Source organism: Acinetobacter sp. YH12219, assembly GCF_013417875.1.
GTDB classification, from domain to species: Bacteria; Pseudomonadota; Gammaproteobacteria; order Pseudomonadales; family Moraxellaceae; genus Acinetobacter; species Acinetobacter amyesii.
Genome location: NZ_VPDC01000001.1, coordinates 36,318 through 58,140 on the forward strand (window position 1 = coordinate 36,318; position 21,823 = coordinate 58,140).

Here is a 21,823-nt window from a genome sequence, read left to right on the forward strand (position 1 = left end):
TTTTTGAGTTCCTTTTTTGCACATCGCTTTGAAGAGCTTCGTTTGCGCCAAACAATGCGCTTTGAAATTGAAATATCAATTACAAAAATGCATTGCACGCTTTGCTGAATTTGGCTTAATTTATAAGCAATAATAATCAGATAAGCGTATAAGAATATGAGCTTTTTACCCGCTGAACATGCCAAAGTTTTATCCAGTCAAGCCAATTTAGATATCGCCTTATATAAGACACGTTTGGCTTTGCTGATTGAGGAAAATGCCAAACAGGGGAATACCGCCGTATTTACGGTTTTACCCAAGCATTTAGCTTTAGAAGAGATTCGAAGTTTATCTGCTGAGCTTACAGAATTGGGATATCAAGTTCGATTTGAAGTGAATGAATTCTTCTATAATTTTAATGTCTACTGGATTTGATTCGGGATTCACTGCATTTAAGGTCCTAAGTTAAAAACAAGATGAAACCCTTTAGAAAACCACGCTAAGCGTAGTTTTCTAAAACTGTTTTATAACGCAGTATCTTATTCAGATTTTTGATAGTCGTTAATGACTTCAAGCGCCGCACGAAAGGCTTCTTGAGTCGCTGGTGCACCACAATATGGCAAACTATGAAGTAATACTTCCTGAATTTCTTCTACAGTCGCCCCGTTATTTAAAGCACCTCGGACATGACCTTTGAGTTCTGTCGGACTTTTTTGTGCTGTTAAAAATGCAATAGTAATCAGTGAGCGATATTTACGGGGTAAAACGCCTTCACGCTGCCAAGTTGAACCCCATGCATGCTCATTAATCCAATCTTGCAAAGGTTGAGTAAATGGCACGGTATTGTCTTGAGCACGTTTAACGAAACTTTCACCCATAACTTCAGTACGAACTTTTAAGCCATTTTCATAATCTTGTTGTGACATGTAGCAAACCCTCTGTGATGTAATTTTGCAGTACAGCCTATACCTTTGACTCTGCGATACCATTGGCTGATGGTCGTATAAAAAAGCCATCCCATTGTTTAAGAATGGAATGGCTTTTATTTTGAGAAAGATAAAGCTTAAAAGCGATGCAGAAGCTGATTAATAACGCAGGAAGGCTTCTGGTTCATCATCGGTGTGTTGTTGCTTTTTCACTTCTGGTGAAACGGTTAAATGTGGATTGGATAGCTCAAGTTCGTGGATGAGTTGCATATCGAAAACATCTGTGAGCATACTGTCATAGCGTTGAATGTTGTAAGTGCTGAGCTGTTCAGCTTCGGAGGCAGTAATGACTTTTTGTGCAATGGCATCGGCTATATGTGCTTCAAAAGTTAAACCTTTAAATTGGCCTTTAGATTCAGCTTTTTTAAATTGGTTCCACAGCGGTTCAATTTTCAACAATTGTAAAAAGGCATTTTCCATACGACCAGAAACTTCATCTGCTGCAGTGCTGTAATACACATGCTTTTTGAGTTCTTGGCGGAAAGTATTGTCTAGCATCATTTGAGTGGCAACTTCACGTTTTAAATGGTCTGTAGGTTTGGCAACAACTCGTCCAAACGGAAAGCAGATGATTTTTACTACACTTGCCGCTAGTCGCATTGGGAAGTTATCAAATAAGCCATGGAATGCTTCTTCAACATTGTACAAAGCTTTATCTAAGGCAAGTTGTGCATGTAATTGTTCAGCTTCGCTTCTTTGACCTTGTTCATAAAATTTAAGAATAGCCGTTGCTATAAATAAATAAGAGTGAATGTCTGCAAGTCGGCCAGAGAGCATTTCTTTACGTTTAATATCGCCGGCTAAAAGGCCAAGACACATATCTGCAGTCAGCGCGAAATCGGCACTGAATCGATTAATTTTTTTATAGTAGGGACTGCTAAATTCATCTGCTGAAGCAGGTGAGTCGGATGGGCCACCTGTGAACGCATAAGCAAAGGCACGTGCAGTTCGGTTAAAAGTATAGCCCAAGTGCTTAAAGAGCATTTCGTTGAATGTATTGAGTGCAGTGTTTTTATCTTCGGCTTGAAGTAATTGTAGCTCTTCAAATAAATATGGATGGCACCGCATTGAGCCTTGTCCAAAAATCATCAGAGAGCGACTTAGAATATTGGCACCTTCGACAGTAATTGACACAGGAATGGCCTGATAATTCAAAGCTAAAAAATTACGAGGTCCCATTTGCACGGCACGTCCACCGACGATGTCCATGCCATGATTCACCACTTTCCGCATGGTTTCAGTGGCATAGTATTTGGCCATTGCAGTCATTACAGCAGGTTTGCCGCCTTGGTTTAAACCACAAGTCACCAAATAGCGAAATGCTTCAAGCATATATGCGTCTGATGCGATATCACTCGAAGCTTCTTGTACACCTTCAAAATTACCCACAGAAATTTTAAACTGCTGACGAACTTTGGCAAATGCACCAACATTTAAATATGCCATTTCTCCGGCTGCCGTTGACAAAGCTGGGAGTGAAATGCCACGACCAACCGCTAAACATTCCATCAGCATACGCCAGCCTTTGCCGGCATTTTCAATCCCTCCAATGATCCAGTCTAAGGGAATAAAGACATCTTTGCCTTCAACTGTACCATTCATAAACGGAGAGCCTGGATTATGACGTGGACCTGTAATGACACCGTCATGACTCGCCGGTAGCAGCGCGCAGGTGATACCATATTCCGTTTTATTTTTATCTCCCAATAAGCCATCTGGATCGTATAACTTAAATGCAAGACCAATGACGGTGGCAATTGGTGCAAGAGTAATCCAGCGTTTGGAGAAGTTCATGTTTAAGCCGAGCACCTGTTGTCCCTCAAAAGTGCCATAACAGACGACACCTGTATCTGGAATAGCGCCTGCATCTGAGCCTGCTTCAGGGCTGGTGAGTCCAAAACATGGAATTTCTTCACCTTTGGCAAGGCCAGGGAGGTATCGGTCTTTTTGTGCTTCGGTACCATAGTGTAGAAGCAATTCCCCAGGTCCAAGAGAGTTGGGCACCATACAACTGACTGCGGCAGTCAGTGAGCGAGATGCAATCTTGCTCATGACACGGCTTTGTGCAAATGAGCTAAATTCACGGCCCCCGTAAGATTTTGGAATCACCAGTCCTAAGAAACCATTATCTTTAATAAATTGCCAAGCCTCTGGTGGGAGGTCTTTATGTTTATGGTGAATATCCCATTCGTTGAGCATGGCACAAAGTTGTTCGACTTCATTATCAATGAAGGATTGTTCTTCAGTGCTGAGCTGAGGATAGGGATAAGCCTCAAATTTTTTCCAATCAGGCGCGCCCATAAATAGCTCTTTTTCCCACCAACTTGTTCCTGCATCTAATGCTTCACGTTCCGTAATACTCATACTCGGCATTGCATTTGCTAAGGTTTTATAGGCAGGTTTGGTGAGCAGATTGAGCCGCAGTGGGTCAATCAACATAACTAAACTTAAAGCAATAAGAGGGATGCCAAGTATTAATGACCATGGGGTTAAAAAGGCGAGTGCAATTGAAACAAATATCAGTGTTATTGCGCCTACAGCTCGTGAAAGTTCAAAGAAAAAAACGGCCCAAAGAGCAAAAATAAAGAGTACGGCACTGAGTATAAATAGCATTTGTTATGGCTCCAGTGACAAGGGCCAGAGCGTTATGCGTTTAAAACAGCCTACATGCGTTTAAAAATGATCTCATCTTTTGTCTTTCTGATTTTAAAGTGCATGAGACTGTCAAAATGGCATCACTCGGCTGGTGAGTATGATTGGACAATTGCGCGAATATCATGAAAGCGCAAATAAAGTGTTATCAATAGATTGATTAATAAATAATCACAACACAATCCCTATCGGGCAAAAAAATGTCACATTACGTAAACTTGGATGATTCGATATATTGGATAACGTTTAAGGAACGCACTATTTTCGAAAGATCTTATATTTGTTAACGAATTGGGCTGAGTGTGAAAGCCACAAAAAAGCCCTCAATCAATGAGGGCTTTAATTTGCGATGTTTTAAATCTTTGCGTGATTAAGCTTCAATCGTTTGAACTGCAATTTTCTTTGCAGGATCAGTTTTACGACGTACCGCAGGTACTGGCTCACCATAGTATTGACGGTCAGCAAAGTAGCTTGAACGGACCATTGGTGCAGCCCAAATGTTTTTGAAACCAAGCTTTTGACCATGTGCTGTGTAACGATCAAACTCTTCAGGTGTAACGAAACGATCGATCGGTGCATGTTCTTTAGAGGGCTGTAAGTACTGACCAATGGTGACATAGTCAACATCGTGTGCTTTTAAGTCGTCTAATAACGCGATCACTTCTTCTTCAGTTTCACCAATACCGACCATCAAACCACATTTGGTTGGAACATCTGGGCAGTATTCTTTAAACATTTTTAATAAGTTTAGAGAGTGTTGGTAGTCAGAGCCCGGACGCATTGCTTTATACAAACGTGGCACGGTTTCAATGTTGTGGTTAAACACATCAGGTGGACACTCCGTCATAATACGAAGGGCAACATCCATACGACCACGGAAGTCAGGAACTAGAATTTCCAAAAGTGTTTTTGGACTCAAGTCACGAGCTTCTTTAATACAGTCAACAAAGTGCTGTGCGCCGCCATCAACTAGGTCATCACGGTCGACCGACGTAATTACGGCATATTTCAAACCAAGATTGGCAATGGTTTCTGCCATGTGACGTGGTTCATCTGGGTCAAGAGCATTGGGACGACCATGCGCAACGTCGCAGAATGGGCAACGACGAGTACAGATATCGCCCATAATCATAAAGGTTGCAGTACCGCCACCGAAACATTCAGGTAAGTTCGGGCAAGCCGCTTCTTCACACACGGTATGTAGTTTTTGTGCGCGTAAAGTTGTTTTAATACGTTGAACTTCATCAGGGGCAGCCATTTTGACCCGAATCCAGTCAGGCTTACGAGGCGTTTCAACCGTTGGCACGACCTTCACAGGTATGCGAGCGACTTTTTCTGCGCCACGAAGTTTTACACCCTGTACAGGTTTACGGTTCTCAGACATATTCAACTTTTCCACTGTTTTTGACGAGGAGATATTCAAAAAATTAGCTCAATCATTATAGCGGACTTGAGCTTAAATAGGGGGAAAACGATATTCATATAATAAATGTGGTTATCACATAATATATGTGAGCTAAATATCCAAAAAAGTTAGGATATACGTCATAATACAGCCTAGATTAAAGAATATTTGTAAAGGAGCGTTGAATGCCACGTAAGAAAGAGGTCGTTAGTGGAACTTTCGTGAAATACGATGCGGTAGTTCTGGGTTCTGGCCCTGCGGGTGAAGGCGCTGCAATGAAACTTGCTAAATCAGGTAAGCGAGTTGCAATTGTAGATATGCGTGAACAGCTTGGTGGTAACTGTACCCATGTAGGAACAATTCCAAGTAAAGCATTGCGTCAGACCGTTTCAAGCATTTTACGTTACCAACGTGACCCTATGTTCCAAAAAGTCGGTGAATGGAAACAGTTCACGATGAAACAGGTGTTACGTAATGCGCATAAAGTGATTCAACAACAAGTTGAAACTCATTCACGTTTTTATGACCGTAATAAAATTGATATTTTCCACGGCCGTGCGTATATCCAAGATCAAAACACTGTTTTGATTTTTAGCAATGAAGGTATGACGGAAACTTTAGTATTCCAGCAATTAGTGATTGCTACAGGTTCACGTCCTTACCGTCCAGCTGCTTTAGACTTTAATCATCCTCGCGTATTTGATTCAGACAAAATTTTGGATCTGGATTATTCAATCCAAAAAATCATCATTTATGGTGCAGGTGTGATTGGTTGTGAATATGCGTCTATCTTTATTGGTCTAGACCACAAAGTTGACTTGATCAATACACAACACAAATTACTCAGCTACTTAGACGATGAAATTTCAGATGCATTGTCATATCGTTTACGTGAGCAGGGTGTATTGATTCGCCACAACGAACAGATTGATCATCTTGAAACACATGATGATCATGTGGTTCTGCACTTGCAAAGTGGTAAGAAAATTAAAGCCGACGCGATTTTGTGGTGTAACGGCCGTTCTGGTAATACAGATGGTTTAGGCCTAGAAAATGTAGGCATCAAACCAAACAGCCGTGGTCAATTAACCGTGAATGATCAATATCAAACTGAAGTAGAGAATATCTTTGCTGCGGGTGATGTAATCGGTTGGCCTTCACTTGCATCTGCTGCATATGACCAAGGTCGCTGTGCCGGTTCTAACATGAGCGGTGAAGAAGGAATTGCACCTGTAACGGATATTCCTACAGGTATTTATACAATTCCTGAAATTTCTTCGATTGGTAAAACTGAACAACAGTTAACTGAAGAAAAAATTCCGTATGAAGTGGGTCAGGCATCTTTCCGTCATTTGGCACGTGCACAAATTACCGGTGATACCGTGGGCGAGCTTAAAATCTTGTTCCATCGTGATACTTTAGAAATTTTAGGCGTTCATTGCTTCGGTAATAATGCTGCGGAAATTATTCACATTGGTCAGGCCGTGATGAACAGCCCGAACAATACGATTAAATATTTCGTAGAAACCACATTTAACTATCCGACTATGGCGGAAGCGTACCGTGTGGCAACATTGAATGGTATGAACCGTTTATTCTAAGGCTAAATTGAACTTAGAATGTACAATGAAAGACCCGTAAGTTTCGGCTTGCGGGTTTTTTATGGTAAGAATAAAGTGTATGCAAAATATACATTCAATCCACTTATAATCATCAGCATTTCCAACTCATTTTAGGTAGCTTATGACGATCCGTTCAGTGACCATTCAAGGTTTTCGATCTATTCATCATATGAATCTGACCTTATCGCGTCTGAATATCGTCAGTGGTCCGAATGGTTGTGGTAAATCCAATCTATATAAAGCTGTACGTCTCCTGCATGAAGCTGCAAATGGCCAATTATCCCAAGCTATTGCAAATGAGGGCGGGATTCAAAAAATCATGTGGGCAGGTGGTCACCGTGCGGGTGATCGATCGAAAGACCCTAAGCGCATGAAGCTTGCAGTGGAGATGGAGCATTATGAATATCAACTTGAAATTGGTTTTCCTGAACCGCTCATCACCTTGTTTGCACTCGATCCTTTGGTCAAACTAGAAGGAATTTGGTTGAGCGGCTATCTACGTCGAAAAATGAGTGAGTTGTTGGAAAGAACCAACCAAGCGGCATTTCTTAAAAATGTTGATGAAGAACGGATTGCTTATCCGATGGCATTAACACCAGAAGAGTCGGTGTTTGGACAATTGTCCGATCCACACTTATATCCCGAAGTTTCACAAGTGCGTGAGACCATGAAAAACTGGCGCTTTTATCATGAGTTTTCAGTCAGTGGAAATTCACCGATCCGTGTCCCACAGGTGGGTATTCGTTCGCCGGTTTTAGCGCATGATGGCACAAATTTAGCCGCAGCCTTTGAAACTTTACGTGAGCGTGGCAACAGTGAAACCTTGTTTGAAGTACTAGAAAAAGCCTTTCCGCAGACCCAATTTTATGTGCAGGAAATGGGTGGGCGCTTTCAAATGATGATGCAAAAGCAAGGGATCTTAAGACCTTTGGAAAGTGCCGAATTTTCAGATGGGACTTTACGGTTTTTGTGTTTAGCTGTGGCTTTATTGAGTCCAAGACCCCCAAATTTTATGGCACTGAATGAGCCAGAAAATAGCTTACATCCCGATTTATTACCTGCCTTGGCGATGCTGATTGCCGAAGCAAGTCGCTATACGCAGCTTTGGTTGACCACACATTCCAATGAACTGGTTGAAATGATCAAACAGTATAGTGATGTGCAGCATTATCAACTAGATCAAGTCGAGGGGAAGACCGTGGTCAAGGGCGCAAGCTTAATCGATGAGGATTAGATTATTCCTTTAGCTATAGTTTTTTTGCTTAAGTTTAAAAAGGTAGAAAAGTTAAAAAAGCATAATAGCCGATAAAACTGCTTATTAAGCTAAACCAGACTGGCAGCTTGCTGCGAAGTAAAGCAATAACGACGGCAACAAATATAAAGTCCGTCCATTGAATGATGTATTTCTGGCTCATTTGAAATAGTAGACACAGTAATAGACCGACGACAGCAGCATTGATTATTTTTAAGGTGCCGAAAAGCATCGGGTATTTCATCAACTTATTCCAAAACGGTAATAAGCCAAACAATAATAAAAATGATGGTAAAAATATCGCCACAGTCGCGAGTACAGTATTTAAGAGTAGCACATCAGTCATGGGTAAAAGTGTGCCGAGATAGGCGGCGAAACTAAACAAAGGCCCCGGCATGAGTTGTGCAAGGGCATAGCCTAAGTCAAAATTTTCATTACTGATCAGTCCTGTCGAGACAAAGTCCTGATGTAAAAATGGCAAAATAATATGTCCACCACCAAAGACGAGGGACGCTGTGCGGTAGAAGCTTTCTAAGCTAAATGCCAAGACACTGCTGTGTTGTATATCGAAGAATGGCAGAACGAAAAAAGGGCTGATAAAGGCGAGAAGCCATAACCAAGAGGTGCAAGTATTTTCATGTGCATTCCGGCTAAAATTGTCATGTTTGGGTGGAACTGTTTCGGCGATATTTGGCTTTTGGCTGCGTAATTGATTTGACGATAAAACTAAACCGATAATTGCAGCGCATAAAATCACCAAAACTTGATTCAGAGAAAACTGAAAGAAATAGATAAAAAATGCAGCCAATAGCATGATCAAATACTGCAGTTTTGTTTTACAGAAGCTTCGCATCATTTGCCAAAATGCCCATGCAACAACGGCTAGTACAATTAACTGAATAACATGAAAGAATAAAGTTGAGAGTTGATTACTGAGTTTTATACTTAAAGTGGCCGCGGCACACATCAGCAGGGCTGAAGGTAAAGTAAATCCTAACCATGCAAAACAAGCACCTTGATAGCGGTTGAGTTGAAATCCAATCGCCATGCCGAGCTGGCTACTTGTTGGGCCTGGAAGGACTTGAGCCAAGGCAAGCAAATGAGCATATTCATGCTCTGTTATCCATTTTTCTTGTTTCACAAAATATTGAAAAAACAACACCAAATGTGCCGCAGGTCCACCAAATGCAATACACCCTAATCTTAAAAAGGTGAGAAAGATGACAAGGTTTCGTTGTGGTTTGGACTGGCTCATACGTTACCAATATTTAAAATCAAAAGTAAGGTTATGAATTTCTAAAGGATAAAATTATGAAAGTTAAAAGATCTTAAAGGCTGATTATTGCAGGAGTATGTAAATCCTGCTTCAAAAATATTTTGAAGTGCTTAGCAGGGAAAAAGATAATTGGATAAAGTGACATAGTACTGTCCCACATACACATGGCGTCGGTTTCCGCCGCTGATTAGCATCAGCACATACACATAAAAAATTGTCTAAAAATGACTTCTCCAAAATCAGACACCTTATCAGAAATTTTGAGCGCTTTATTGAAGTGGTTGATGAGTGGCATTGCATCGTTACTTTCAATCATGGCATTTGCAGATGATCAGCTACTTGCTTCACAAGCATTAGCAAGTTATACAGATCAAAACAGTTGGCAGGGCATTCAGCACTATCTACCCAAAGAATACCATTTAACAGAAACGCAGCGACCCAAAGAAGAGTGGTGGAGTTGGCAGGGTCATACTGTTCACTTAGATACTTATCGGAATCCACAGGCAAAAGTGAAGGTGATTCTGTTTCATGGTGTGGGAACAAATGGTCGACAAATGTCGATGATTTTGGGTCATCCTTTGGCACAACGTGGCTATGAAACTATCGCTATTGATATGCCCGGTTATGGCCTCACCCAAGTCAAAAAGGGCTCAAAAATTCGTTATGATGATTGGGTTCAAGCAGGCAATGACCTCATTGAAGCCGAGCTACAAAAAGATCATCGTCCTATCGTTTTGTATGGGCTTAGTGCAGGTGGTATGTTGACCTATCACGTGGCGGCAAAAAATAAAAAGGTGAAAGGTATCGTCGGTATGACCTTTCTAGACACTTCAAATAAAACTGTGCGTGATCAAGTCTCTTTGAATAAATTTATGAGCCGCGTGGGCAGTCCAATGGCTCATGTGACAGCACATACACCATTATCAGCATTACCAATGCCGATGCGGTGGGTAAGTAAAATGCATCGCTTGGTGAATAATGACGCAGCATTGCAGGTCTTTTTAAAAGATAAAACGTCAGCTGGGAATAGTGTATCGGTTAAATTTCTAGATTCGTATTTATATTATAAAAATGACACGCCACCGGAGCAGTTTGATGTCTGCCCAATTTTACTAACGCAGCCTGAACAAGACCGCTGGACGCCTTTGGCTTTAAGTCAGCCATTTTTAGCACGGATTCACCAAGTTCCAGTCGATGTCGTGCTGTTGAAAAATGCAGGACATTATCCTTTGGAACAGCCGGGACTTAAGCAAATGGTCAATGCAATAGATGCGTTTTATCAAAAAGTCACGCAATAATCTGTTGAAAGCGTGATGCGTAATTCATACCAACATAGATATAAAAAAACCGCCAGAAGGCGGTTTTTTTATTGGGACTTTATCGTGGAAATATTTAAGCAAAATGACCATGTTGAAAATCATAAAATGCCTGACGTATTTCATCTTCAGTATTCATGACGAATGGTCCATGTGCCGCAATCGGTTCATTTAAAGCTTCGCCACTTAAAATAAGCAGTTTGGTTGCTTCAAAAGATTTAAGTTTCAAGGACGATACTTGGTCACTCACATATAAAGTCTGTTTCGCATCAAAGCGTTGACCTTCAATTTCGATCGCCCCACTTAATACAAAAATCATGTTATTCCACTGTGGGTTGAATGAAAATTCCTGTTCAGCATTTGCATTCAAGCGCACATCCAATACATTCATCGGGCTAAAGGTTTCAGCGGCGCCCAATGTATCTTCAAATTGGCCAGCAATGACGCGTACCACGCCTGCATTTTGTGCAAGCTTTACTTCAGCAATATTGGCTGTTGTCAGTTCTTGATAGCGAGGTTCAGTCATTTTGGCATGACTAGGTAAATTGACCCAAAGTTGTACCATGTCTAAATTTCCGCCAGTTTTGGCAAAATCTTTAGAATGGTGTTCTTCATGCATAATGCCTCGACCCGCAGTCATCCATTGCACTTCGTCTTTGGCAATGCTGCCGTGATTTCCTTTAGAGTCAAAATGCTCCAATTCACCTTCATAAACAATGGTCACTGTTTCAAAGCCACGGTGTGGATGTGATCCAACACCACGTTGATGGTGACTTGGAGAGAAATGATATTGGCCGGTATAGCCCATAACGAGGAATGGACTGGTTTGATTGCCCATTTCTTGCATAGGGAGCATAGAGTTTGTTGGGAAGCCATCGCCCACCCAAGTCCTACGATCACTATGATAAACACGTTTGATTGAATTCATAATTCAGCCCTCAATTTAATGCTTCTGTGATCTATTATTGAGGTATAGTGAGGGAATGACAGGGCGAAAAACTCAACAGATTATTCTAAAAATGAAACAATCATGCAAAATTTAAATGACTATTACTACTTCGTGCAAGTGGTGAAATACCAAGGTTATACCAAAGCCAGTGAAGCATTGGGTATTACAAAGTCTAAACTATCACGCCGTATTACAGAATTAGAGACCCGTTTGGGTGTACGTCTGATTCAACGTAATACGCGAAAATTTACTGTGACTGAAATAGGACAACAGTTCTATTTACACTGCTTAAAAATTTTAGAGGAAGTCAGCGAAACGGAAAACTTTGTGCTCAGTACGTTGAATGACCAACTCTGTGGCCAAATTAAAATCTCTTGTCCTGTGGCTTTGGTGGAAATGCCTGTTGCCAAAATGGTCACTGATTTTATGCAGCAATATCCAGACATCAGTGTGCATCTGATGGCGACCAATCATCGGGTTGATGTGATTGAGGAAGGCGTAGATTTAGCCATTCGTGTGCGTAATATGCCTTTATTGGATAGTGATTTGATCGTTCGAGATTTAGATGCTTGGGATCATGTTTTGGTGGCATCGCCACAACTTTTCTTCGAGCGTGAAATTCCACAGCAATTGGCTGAGATTCAAAATTTTCCGTGTATTGGTTTTGACCGACCTAAACATTTTTGGGATTTCCGACATCGTGAAAAAAGTGAAACCCAACAAATTGAATTTCATCCACGCTTAAGAACTGACAGTTTTAGTGCGATGATTTCGGCTGCTCTTTCTGGCGTAGGAATCGCATCTTTGCCCAAAGTGTTTGTACGTGATGCTTTAAAAAGTGGTGAGTTAATAGAGCTATTTCCTGAATGGCAATTGCCGCAAGGGGTCATCCATGTTGCCTACGCGACACGACAAGGCATGCTGCCGGGTGTGCGTGCGATGTTAGATCATTTAATTTCAGGTTTTAAGGCATTAGATATAGATCATTCGTAATTTGAGCAGTGTTCTTATTGTTTTAAAATTTTAATTATTTGGAGTTATTGCTCAAACACGGATTTTACAGGGTTATTTATTTTTTATTGTTGGCATGAAGTTCAACATTAGTATGGTCGTCCTCCTGCTAGGCTAATTCGCTTTAATAGGCGACGTTGGTCTGAAGGGAAAGGGCGGCGTGAGTGTAAAGTGGCTTGGTTATCCCAAAATACAATGTCACCTTCTTCCCATTGATGTTCATATCGAAACTCAGGTTTCAATATATGTTCACGTAAGGATGCAATCAATTCACTGCCTGACTGATCATCGTAGTGAACCAATTCCACTTCAGATCGTTCATTTAACCACAGACCTTTACGGCCACTTTCTGGATGGGTACGTACAAGTGGATGTGGATAGGCATGTCCAACAATCGGTTGGTCTTTGAAACGATATAGCGGTGTAGCGCCATATCCCGTTGTGCCTTTATTATTTTTGGCACGGACAAATGGGTTGTAGGTAATGAGTTGAAGTTGGTCTAAATGTTTTTGTGTCGCTTCATCTAAAGCTTCATAGGCTTTAATGGTGTTATACCATGAGGTTTGTCCACCGTCTTGTGGTAGTTCAATGGCATAGAGTAATGAACCAAAAGATGGCAGCGGAGTCCACTGATGGTCTGCATGCGCAGCCAATTCACCATGTCCAGTATAGTCACCTTTGCCGACTGCATTTGACACAGGTACGACGTCTGGTGGTGTACCGGTATCATCTTGTGACGCTAACACTGGAATATCTGCACCGGGACGGAAGATTGAACCGAAGTAGCTTGCAAACGCGAGATACTGTAAATCATCTAGACTTTGATGTTTAAAAATTAAAATCAAGTGTTCTGCCAGCGCTTGTTTTAAACGGTAGATGGTTTCCCCAGACTGTGCTTTACGCGCATCTAAACCATAAACCACAGCCCCCAAAGCTTGGTCATGTTGCACTTCAATACGAATTTCATTGCCATCTTGAAAATGTTCTACTTGATGCCAACGCGGAGCATCATGGATGGCTTGTGAAAGTTGAGTTAATGCGGTCATTTCATAAGTTCTCAAATTGTTCTTTATTGAGACTTAATCTATGGAAGAAAGTGCAGGATGGAAAATTAAAAAATAAGCTAAGTTTATGAAAAAACGTATTATTAATACTAATGTGCTGAAAATGCAGCTTTTATTGAATCGTGTAGAAAATAGCTAAAAAACTGCTGTTGTAGTGTTGATAAAACAGCAGTTTGGGTCGGAATTAAGGTTTCAATACGTCTTTAATGCGCACAAAACGCTTGGTTAAAGTATTCAAATAATTCAGGCGTTTGGCTCCATAAGCCGATGGATAAGGCCAACAAGGCCAAAATACTGATGGCGATACTGAGTTGGAACCATAATGTTGAATTAGTCATGAATGACACTTTCCTCATTAACCATGAAATGTACCAATACCCCAAAAATACTCAGGACAATCGAAAAAATCCAAATGGCATTATAGTTACCGGTCATATCGTGGTTCACACCACCCAACCAGCCACCAAAAAATGAACCGACTTGGTGAGTAAAGAACACGATACCGCTGAGCATACTTAGATATTTAACGCCAAACATATTGGCCACTATACCGTTGGTGAGCGGTACGGTAGAAAGCCATAATAAACCCATAATTACGCCAAAAGCATAGATTGTCCATGTACTTAAAGGCAGCAAAAGAAAGGCAATAATGGCAATACCACGTAATCCATACAGTCCCATCAACAGCTTTGGTTTGGAATATTTGCCACCGAGCCAACCAGCTGTGTAGGTGCCGACAATATTAAATAGTCCAACGAGCGCGAGGAAAATAGTGCCCGTAGTGGCATTAAAGCCATGATCGATTAAATATCCCGGAAGATGGATGCCAATAAACACCACTTGGAAGCCACAGACAAAGAAACCGAGTGCTAGAAACCAAAAGGGTTTATGCTCCCAAGCCAATTGCAAAATTTGTTTAAAAGTCAGAGAGGCTTCATGCGTATTGGTTGCATTTGGTGCAACATACATTGGTGCTTTTAGCATCCAAGCTAAAGGAATAATAAGCGCAATTAAAATGGCGCTGACCACCAAAGCCGAAGACCAACCAAATTTTTGCAGTAACAGTAACGTAGAGGGCAGCATAATGAACTGACCAAAAGAACCTGCGGCACTGGCAATACCCATGGCTAAACTACGTTTGTCTGGATGCGCTGCACGACCTACGGCAGAAAGTAATACTGGAAATGAAGTGGCTGAGAGAGCCAAACCCAGGATTAAACCTGCACTTAAATTAAGCAGTAAACCGGTAGAGCTGACGGCCATGAGTAATAGTCCGAAGGCATATAATGCACCACCGACGGTGACCACGATCTTACTGCCATATTTATCTGCAAAAGCCCCAGTAATTGGCTGTACAGCACCCCAAATTAAGTTTTGCATGGCAATGGCAAGGCTAAAAACGTTATGTCCCCAACCAAATTCATCACTCATCGGCACGAGATAGAGGCCAAATGCATGACGCACCCCTAAAGACAATGCCAAAATAATTGCACTGCCAATGAGCATGTAAATCAGGGGCTTCGAGAAACGAGTATTAGACATACAGCAGTCTACATTCTTTAAATTTAATCCAATGGTATTCGAATAAACGCCGAGTTGCGATTAAATTTAATTCACCAAACAATAAATTTTTTTTATAGGTAACTATGGATGAATAAAGGAAATTGACACAGCATAAATTCAAAAGTGTTTAAAAGAGATTGAAAAGATAATTCAGAATAAAAGACCATATAAAAGCCAATAAAAAAGACGACCGTAGCCGTCTTTTATATATGTTATTTATTAGAAACGCATACCGATACCTGCATACGCAAGAATTGGATTTACTTCAATATCAGCTTTAGATTTGATCAGTTCACCATGTGTCGCATCTGTGACTGTAATAGTCGTGTCACTAGTTAGATGTGCATACGACACTGATCCAACCGCAAACCATTTGTCGTTGAAGTCATAAGTAAAACCAGCTGTCACAACAGGAGCAAAAGCATCAGAAGCTTCTAACTCAACTTTTGGCTTAGCTTTACTTGGTTTACCGTCAAGTGCGGCACCAGCATTGCCTTCTTTAATATTGGCAATCATATGTCCAGCAGCAATCAGGTCTTTTTCTGTACGTGGATTAATTTCTAGTTCATTAAAGTATGCATACATTACGCCTAGACCCACATAGGGACGGAATTTATTGACGCCAGTTTTACCGAAGTGATATTGGATTTCTGCAGCGGGGGTCCATGCACGAGCAGATGCCGCTGGGCCGTAGGCTTCTAAATCTGTAATCAGCAAACTATTCTTCATTGCGATTTCAGGTAGGTCGATAATACCTAACTCAGGTGTCGCAATAGCTGCAAATGGCGCATAAATTTTTCCTTTGCCGTTTAGGTCTACCTCAGGTGGGATACCGGCTTTCATTTCTAAAGAAATGTTATCAGTAAAGAAATAGTTGGTCATGATGCCTAGTGTGGTTACATCATCGGCTTCAAGGCCAGTACCTTGGTTATCCCAACTTTGTAGGCCATTAATTTCAGCAGTACCGCTTAGCCCTGCTGGTAAGGTACTCGTACCTAATTTATCGAGCAAACCGACAAACCAAGTAGAAATGTTTGGATCCATAGCTGGATCCATATTGGCTTTTACTGCGTCAATTGAAATATCACCAACTTTGGCTGTTTCACCATTTTTTACTGATGTATCAACATGGAATGGCTGTGCTTTACCTTGTGGCATAACATGTAGAGCACCAACAGAGACAGAAAAACGTTTGAAGCCATCGCCATCTTTTAAACTAAAATATGGTGAGTCTGCATGACTGAGCATAGGTAGGGCAGCCATAGAAACAGCAATGCACAATACACTTTTTTTCATTTTAAAGGACTCCATGTCCGTAAATTGATAATAATTTTTCTAAGTGCCCATTATTCAAAATTAGTGCGTAAAAAATGTTATAGAAAACAAGAATAAACGTAATAGTCCTGTAACATTCTTGATGATTTGTATTATTTGAAGACTTTAATTAGGTATTTGTGTAAAAAAATCGAACATTTTTGAAATTTAGAAATGGTTCTATCTATTTGTAAATATTCAATATTTATTGACATAAGTGACAGTGTATTGGTTGATTTGGGTCAATAAAATAGTTTAAAACGACCATATTCAAAGCACTTTTTTGTGCTGTTGTCCTCTATAGATATAAAAATTCATAGCTAATCATTGAGTCTTTATATGTCAATCGAGGCTAATCTCTCAAAGCCTTTTACACCAAAACCATTTTTTTTGTACAATAGCGCCAGATTCAATTGAGTTATTCGTATGAGTACGCAAAACCCTCCCAAGAAAAAGGCTTTAGTCAATTTGCCTTTTCCGATTAAAAAAGCTGAAGATAATGCTTCGGATGAAATCTTTGAAGATATGCGTCCAAAACCTCAGCGTTATGCTGACCGTACTTGGATGCCACCACGCGGTACACGTCGTTCGATGGGTAAGCGTTAAAAGATTTAAATAAAAAAGCCATGGTACAAACCATGGCTTTTTTATTGCAAATTATTGATGTTAATTGCGTATTTCAGACTGAATTCTTCGGTCTTTATTGAGATAATACTTTTTCTTCTGACGATACATGTCCAAATCGGCACGTTTAAGCATATCGTCCATCCGCTCATTCAGCTCATTGGTGGCACAGCCAATCGAGATACTCATCGGTTGATTAGAATAAAATTGGTTATCGACCAATAACAACTCATTCAAACTTTGTAAGCAGTTTTGCAGCGCCGCATCATCTGCACCAGGTAATAGAATGACAAATTCATCACCGCCAATGCGCGAAGCAGAATAGGGCGTATGCTGAATAAGTTGGTTTAAAATGTTGCCCAGACGTCTGAGGATACTGTCACCAGCATCGTGCCCAATACTGTCATTGAGTTCTTTTAGTCCATTTAAATCAATAAAAATACAAGAAACAGGACGCAATTGATTGCGTTCGAGACGATTGAGTTCTGCGATATAAAATGAACGGTTATAGAGCTTAGTCAGAACGTCATGCTTACCTAAATATTCAAGATAATTTTCAGCCTTTTTACGTGCGGTAATATCAGTCAGCGCAACCTGCACGGTGCTCCAGTCGTCGAGATAATCGGGAAATACAGTAAATTGTAGTAAGACGTGGCGAATACTGCCATCAAGTGCATAATTTATAGCTTCACGTTGATGATGTAAATTACCGTTCCAAAGTTCAATCAGTTGTTCTTTAAAAGTTTGAAGCATTTCTTTGGCAAATACTTTATGTACATTTTTGAGCAATATTTCTTTATTCGGAGCGCCAAATAAATCAAGGGTGGCCTGATTAACGTCAACAATTAGTATTTCCTTAATACACTCTTGTACAAAATCGGGGGTGAACATCCAAAAATGTCACAAAATCTTCTATACCTAAAGCGCGAAGCTGATCTAATTTTATTTTAATCCGGCTGAAATCTTCTACCCAAAGTGAGGTTGGCGAATAATGGAAACGCGCTTCTGCCAAATGACGACTTTGTTCTTGTAAACGACAAGCTTCGGTATAAGAAGTGATATCTTCAGTCGTAATTAAGACGGCAGATAAATCCTGCTCATGACTCGGTAGCACGATGCCCTTCAGTTGAATGTCTAGGCGTTGTCCACTGAGCGTATAGTTCACGGCAGAATGGGAAAAATGCGTTTCACCATTCCACAATGCAACCAACTCTCTAATGTGTGTTTGACACATCTCCGCCTGAAAAACTAAATCAAGGTTTTGACATAAATGTTCAATATTACGCGCTTGATACAGTTCTAGTGTTTTTGTGTTGACCTGTAAGATTTTTATTTTTCTCGCACATTGCAAAATACGAGATTCATCTTGTTGAAGAAAAGTGGCGAGATCCTGCATACCTTGTTGACGCCAGAGATCAAATTGTTTTTTGACTTCACTGTAATCTTCAAGCCACATGGCAATGGGGGATAGCTCAAAAAAAGGAGAATCTAGCATGTCTATTTTATGTGCTCGTCATTCTTTATGATAATGTCAGCAAGTAGTATAAGACGAAAAAAATGATATTAAAATAATGTGATATGTAAAATAAGTTTTATTTTTAATGTGACTTAAGTCGCTAAAAGTCATTAATCCACATTAGATTAAAAGCCAATGTAGACTTTGGCTTTTTTGGGGGGAAATGTGGTGAAAATAGTCTTTAGCGGCTGGCTTTACGAGCTTTATTTTCAGGCTTTGGTGCAGCGATTTCACGTTCAGCTTTCCAAACATCAATAAAATCTTTTTCATTAATATTGTACAGTTCAAGTAGGGCTAAAATGACACCGCCAAACATCATTGGGCCTTCTGAGTTGCTTTGAAACTCAAATATTTTCCCATTCAGGGCATGCAAAATATCTTCAATTTCAAAAATACGGTCACGACCATTGCTATCTGTCGGGTACATTTGGGTATTCAGCACAATTTTCGCAAGACTTTTTTCATTATCTGTTAAGGCAAGAACATCAACCAATTCATCTGCCGAAGGTGCAAAAATTACCGAGTCTTGAAAAATTGTATGTAGAAGTTTCGAAGTAAGTTTAGGTAAAGCTTTTTCAACGAAAGGACGGAATGAAATTGGAAAAATAACATTTCTGGAAATCCCCTTAAACATGGGAGCAATTTCTTCAACTTTATAGCCAGCGACACCACAGCCAATTGACGTAATGAAATATTTGGTCTTTGGATGATTCTTGGTATAGATTTTAAAATCATCAACATAATGTTGAATCTGAGACAATGGCATTTGTTGTAAATGCTCATTCATCGTTGGAATAGCAAAACTTTGACCAGCCCATCCACGACCAATACCATTCATTGCACCAAAATGCTCTAGGGCAGTACGCGCTGCACCGCCAGTATGTTGACCTGCCATATTGCTGCCAAAAACAAAAATAGTATCTTCGGGTAGGTTTTTAACAATACTTTCGTCATGATATTGGTAAGTCATAAGTTTGATCTGTGGCGTCCTTTTGTTCATGTTGCAGGTGAAATTTATATAGGTCAAGTATCAATAAGGGATAAATGAACGCTTTATTCTTGAGTTTTTTTAGAGCCAAGAGTTTCCTCAAGAAAAACATGCGAAATCAGGCGAATTATTTTTCAAACATGAGAAAAATCTGTGGGGGTATGTTGAATTATAATTTTTCAGTCTGTACACGCCTCTGGTATTTACATAAATTTAGCGTTGTTTTGTGCAACTTTGCCCTCATAATAAAGCCATATAAAACTGTTGAAGAAGAGTGTGATGCAGGAACAGCCTTTTGAACTGGTAACACAATATCAGCCGGCAGGTGATCAGCCTCAAGCGATTGAGAAATTGGTGAAGGGGATTGAAAAAGGAATGCATGATCAGTTGCTCTTAGGGGTAACAGGTTCAGGTAAAACCTATACCATGGCAAATGTGATAGCACGCACGCAACGTCCAACGATTATTATGGCGCATAATAAAACTTTGGCTGCGCAGCTTTATGGCGAGTTTAAAGCCTTCTTTCCGCATAATGCCGTGGAATACTTCGTCAGTTATTATGACTATTATCAACCCGAAGCCTATGTTCCATCTTCAGATACTTTTATTGAAAAAGATTCATCGATTAATGATCACATTGACCAAATGCGTCTTTCGGCAACACGGGCATTATTAGAGCGACGTGATGCAATTATCGTAGCGTCAGTTTCAGCTATTTATGGTCTGGGTGATCCCAATGCTTATATGAGTATGCTTCTGCATATCGTGGAAGGAGACCGTATTAGCCGTGATGATATCATCCGTCGTTTGGTGGAAATGCAATACACCCGAAATGAACTCGAATTTTTACGGGGCACATACCGTATTCGTGGTGAAATTATTGATATTTTTCCTGCTGAATCTGATCAAAATGCCATTCGAATAGAGTTATTTGATGATGAAGTTGATTCAGTTCGATGGTTTGATCCATTGACGGGCAGAATGGTCCGTAAAGTGCCACGGATTACGATTTATCCAAAGAGCCATTATGTAACACCTAAAGATAATTTACAGCGTGCAATTGGAACGATTCGTGAAGAACTCGCAGAACGACTAGGATTCTTTCGTGCAAATGATAAATTACTCGAAGCACAGCGTATCGAACAACGTACACGTTATGATTTAGAGATGATGCAGCAGCTTGGCTATACCAACGGTATTGAAAACTATTCACGCCACTTGTCTGGCCGTCCTTCTGGTGAAGCACCTCCGACTTTGTTTGATTATGTACCTGATGATGCTTTATTAATCATTGATGAATCGCACGTTACCGTTCCGCAAATTGGGGCTATGTATAAAGGTGACCGTTCACGTAAAGAAAATTTGGTCAATTACGGTTTTCGTTTACCAAGTGCGCTTGATAACCGCCCAATGAAATTTGAAGAATGGGAGCGGATTATTCCTTCGACCATTTATGTCAGTGCAACGCCTGCACATTATGAAATGGAAAAGTCTGAACAAGTCGTTGAGCAAGTGGTTCGACCCACAGGTTTGGTCGACCCTGAAATTGAAATTCGTCCAGTGTTAACGCAAGTGGATGATGTATTGTCAGAAATTAATAATCGTAAAAACTTAAATGAGCGTGTATTGGTTACGACATTAACCAAACGTATGGCAGAAGATTTAACTTCATATTTGAAAGAATATGGCATTAAAGTCGCTTATTTACATTCAGATATTGACACTGTTGAGCGCACTAAAATTATTCATGAATTGCGTTCAGGTGTATACGATGCAATTGTTGGGATTAACTTACTGCGCGAAGGCTTAGATATGCCAGAAGTGTCTCTAGTCGCCATTTTAGATGCAGACAAAGAAGGCTTCTTGCGTTCTGAGCGCTCTTTGATTCAAACCATTGGTCGTGCAGCGCGTAACTTAAACGGTAAAGCGATTTTATATGCAGATCGTATGACTGACTCAATGCAAAAAGCCATTGATGAAACGGATCGGCGTCGTAATTTACAAATCGCCTTTAATCTTGAACATGGCATTACACCACGTAGTGCTGTACGCCAAAATGTCAATGATATTGATACTGGTGAAGTGCTGACAGATGATGAAATCGATGAAAAAATTTCAGATCAGGCCAAGGCATTAACTGCAGATGAGCGTCATTTGATGTCGGATCCAAAACTTTTGGCAAAACATATGAATAAGTTGGAAAAAGAAATGCTAAAAGCGTCTAAGGATTTACAGTTCGAACAAGCCGCTCGATTACGCGATGAAATCTTGCGTTTAAAAGCACAGATGATTTCATAATTTTGTTA

The 21,823-nt window shown here is 40.4% G+C and carries 17 protein-coding genes and 1 pseudogene; 7 read left to right on the forward strand and 11 right to left on the reverse strand.

Annotated elements, in window-relative coordinates:
• Positions 1-156: 156 nt before the first annotated feature.
• Positions 157-414, forward strand: coding sequence for a hypothetical protein (locus tag FTV04_RS00185; protein ID WP_078191893.1), 258 nt, complete (start codon positions 157-159; stop codon positions 412-414).
• A 104-nt stretch (positions 415-518) separates the two neighbouring features.
• Here FTV04_RS00185 and FTV04_RS00190 read toward each other — a convergent pair whose 3' ends face one another.
• From FTV04_RS00190 to lipA, 3 genes are all read right to left on the reverse strand, one after another.
• Positions 519-905: a carboxymuconolactone decarboxylase family protein gene (locus tag FTV04_RS00190; RefSeq protein ID WP_005008801.1), complete on the reverse strand. Its 387-nt coding sequence runs from the start codon at positions 903-905 to the stop codon at positions 519-521.
• Positions 906-1,064: 159 nt separating this feature from the next.
• Positions 1,065-3,578 (reverse strand): acyl-CoA dehydrogenase, encoded by a 2,514-nt coding sequence (locus FTV04_RS00195; protein ID WP_180088043.1) that lies wholly within the window; start codon positions 3,576-3,578, stop codon positions 1,065-1,067.
• A gap of 409 nt (positions 3,579-3,987) precedes the next feature.
• Positions 3,988-5,001 (reverse strand): lipoyl synthase, encoded by a 1,014-nt coding sequence (lipA, locus tag FTV04_RS00200; RefSeq protein ID WP_180004941.1) that lies wholly within the window; start codon positions 4,999-5,001, stop codon positions 3,988-3,990.
• A gap of 206 nt (positions 5,002-5,207) precedes the next feature.
• On the opposite strand from lipA, the gene sthA reads away from it, so the two are divergent.
• Together sthA and FTV04_RS00210 are read left to right on the forward strand one after the other, a co-directional pair.
• Positions 5,208-6,623 carry a Si-specific NAD(P)(+) transhydrogenase gene (gene sthA / locus FTV04_RS00205; RefSeq protein ID WP_078190237.1) on the forward strand — a complete coding sequence of 472 codons (1,416 nt, stop codon included), beginning with the start codon at positions 5,208-5,210 and terminating at the stop codon, positions 6,621-6,623.
• 142 nt (positions 6,624-6,765) lie between these two features.
• Positions 6,766-7,878, forward strand: coding sequence for an AAA family ATPase (locus FTV04_RS00210; protein ID WP_180055041.1), 1,113 nt, complete (start codon positions 6,766-6,768; stop codon positions 7,876-7,878).
• 34 nt (positions 7,879-7,912) lie between these two features.
• Here the strand turns inward: FTV04_RS00210 and chrA are convergent, their stop codons facing one another.
• Positions 7,913-9,151, reverse strand: a complete 1,239-nt coding sequence (chrA, locus tag FTV04_RS00215; RefSeq protein ID WP_180088045.1) for a chromate efflux transporter — start codon at positions 9,149-9,151, stop codon at positions 7,913-7,915.
• A 335-nt stretch (positions 9,152-9,486) separates the two neighbouring features.
• On the opposite strand from chrA, the gene FTV04_RS00220 reads away from it, so the two are divergent.
• Entirely contained in the window at positions 9,487-10,470 is a 984-nt protein-coding gene (locus tag FTV04_RS00220; protein WP_257220929.1) for an alpha/beta hydrolase, read from the forward strand.
• Between the two features lie 94 nt (positions 10,471-10,564).
• Here the strand turns inward: FTV04_RS00220 and FTV04_RS00225 are convergent, their stop codons facing one another.
• Positions 10,565-11,416, reverse strand: a complete 852-nt coding sequence (locus FTV04_RS00225) for a pirin family protein (protein WP_180007676.1) — start codon at positions 11,414-11,416, stop codon at positions 10,565-10,567.
• A 102-nt stretch (positions 11,417-11,518) separates the two neighbouring features.
• Here FTV04_RS00225 and FTV04_RS00230 point away from each other — a divergent pair, with 102 nt between their 5' ends.
• The gene (locus FTV04_RS00230; protein WP_180088049.1) at positions 11,519-12,430 is read left to right on the forward strand and encodes a LysR substrate-binding domain-containing protein; all 912 of its coding nucleotides are present in this window, start codon (positions 11,519-11,521) and stop codon (positions 12,428-12,430) included.
• Positions 12,431-12,537: 107 nt separating this feature from the next.
• Here FTV04_RS00230 and FTV04_RS00235 read toward each other — a convergent pair whose 3' ends face one another.
• The 4 genes from FTV04_RS00235 to FTV04_RS00245 form a co-directional block, all read right to left on the reverse strand.
• Positions 12,538-13,494, reverse strand: a complete 957-nt coding sequence (locus FTV04_RS00235; RefSeq protein ID WP_180088051.1) for a TauD/TfdA family dioxygenase — start codon at positions 13,492-13,494, stop codon at positions 12,538-12,540.
• A gap of 221 nt (positions 13,495-13,715) precedes the next feature.
• Positions 13,716-13,850, reverse strand: a complete 135-nt coding sequence (locus FTV04_RS16685) for a hypothetical protein (RefSeq protein ID WP_257220922.1) — start codon at positions 13,848-13,850, stop codon at positions 13,716-13,718.
• Positions 13,843-15,054: an MFS transporter gene (locus FTV04_RS00240; protein ID WP_180088053.1), complete on the reverse strand. Its 1,212-nt coding sequence runs from the start codon at positions 15,052-15,054 to the stop codon at positions 13,843-13,845. Before FTV04_RS00240 ends, FTV04_RS16685 begins: the two co-directional genes overlap by 8 nt.
• A 240-nt stretch (positions 15,055-15,294) precedes the next feature.
• Positions 15,295-16,371, reverse strand: a complete 1,077-nt coding sequence (locus tag FTV04_RS00245; RefSeq protein WP_180088055.1) for an OmpW family protein — start codon at positions 16,369-16,371, stop codon at positions 15,295-15,297.
• A 444-nt stretch (positions 16,372-16,815) separates the two neighbouring features.
• On the opposite strand from FTV04_RS00245, the gene FTV04_RS00250 reads away from it, so the two are divergent.
• Entirely contained in the window at positions 16,816-16,995 is a 180-nt protein-coding gene (locus tag FTV04_RS00250) for a hypothetical protein (RefSeq protein WP_078190224.1), read from the forward strand.
• Between the two features lie 60 nt (positions 16,996-17,055).
• On the opposite strand, the pseudogene FTV04_RS00255 reads toward FTV04_RS00250, so the two are convergent.
• Positions 17,056-18,514: pseudogene (locus FTV04_RS00255) on the reverse strand (diguanylate cyclase domain-containing protein).
• 196 nt (positions 18,515-18,710) lie between these two features.
• Positions 18,711-19,499, reverse strand: coding sequence for a hypothetical protein (locus FTV04_RS00260; RefSeq protein WP_180023438.1), 789 nt, complete (start codon positions 19,497-19,499; stop codon positions 18,711-18,713).
• Between the two features lie 294 nt (positions 19,500-19,793).
• Here FTV04_RS00260 and uvrB point away from each other — a divergent pair, with 294 nt between their 5' ends.
• The gene (uvrB, locus tag FTV04_RS00265) at positions 19,794-21,815 is read left to right on the forward strand and encodes an excinuclease ABC subunit UvrB (RefSeq protein ID WP_180035629.1); all 2,022 of its coding nucleotides are present in this window, start codon (positions 19,794-19,796) and stop codon (positions 21,813-21,815) included.
• Positions 21,816-21,823 lie beyond the last annotated feature (8 nt).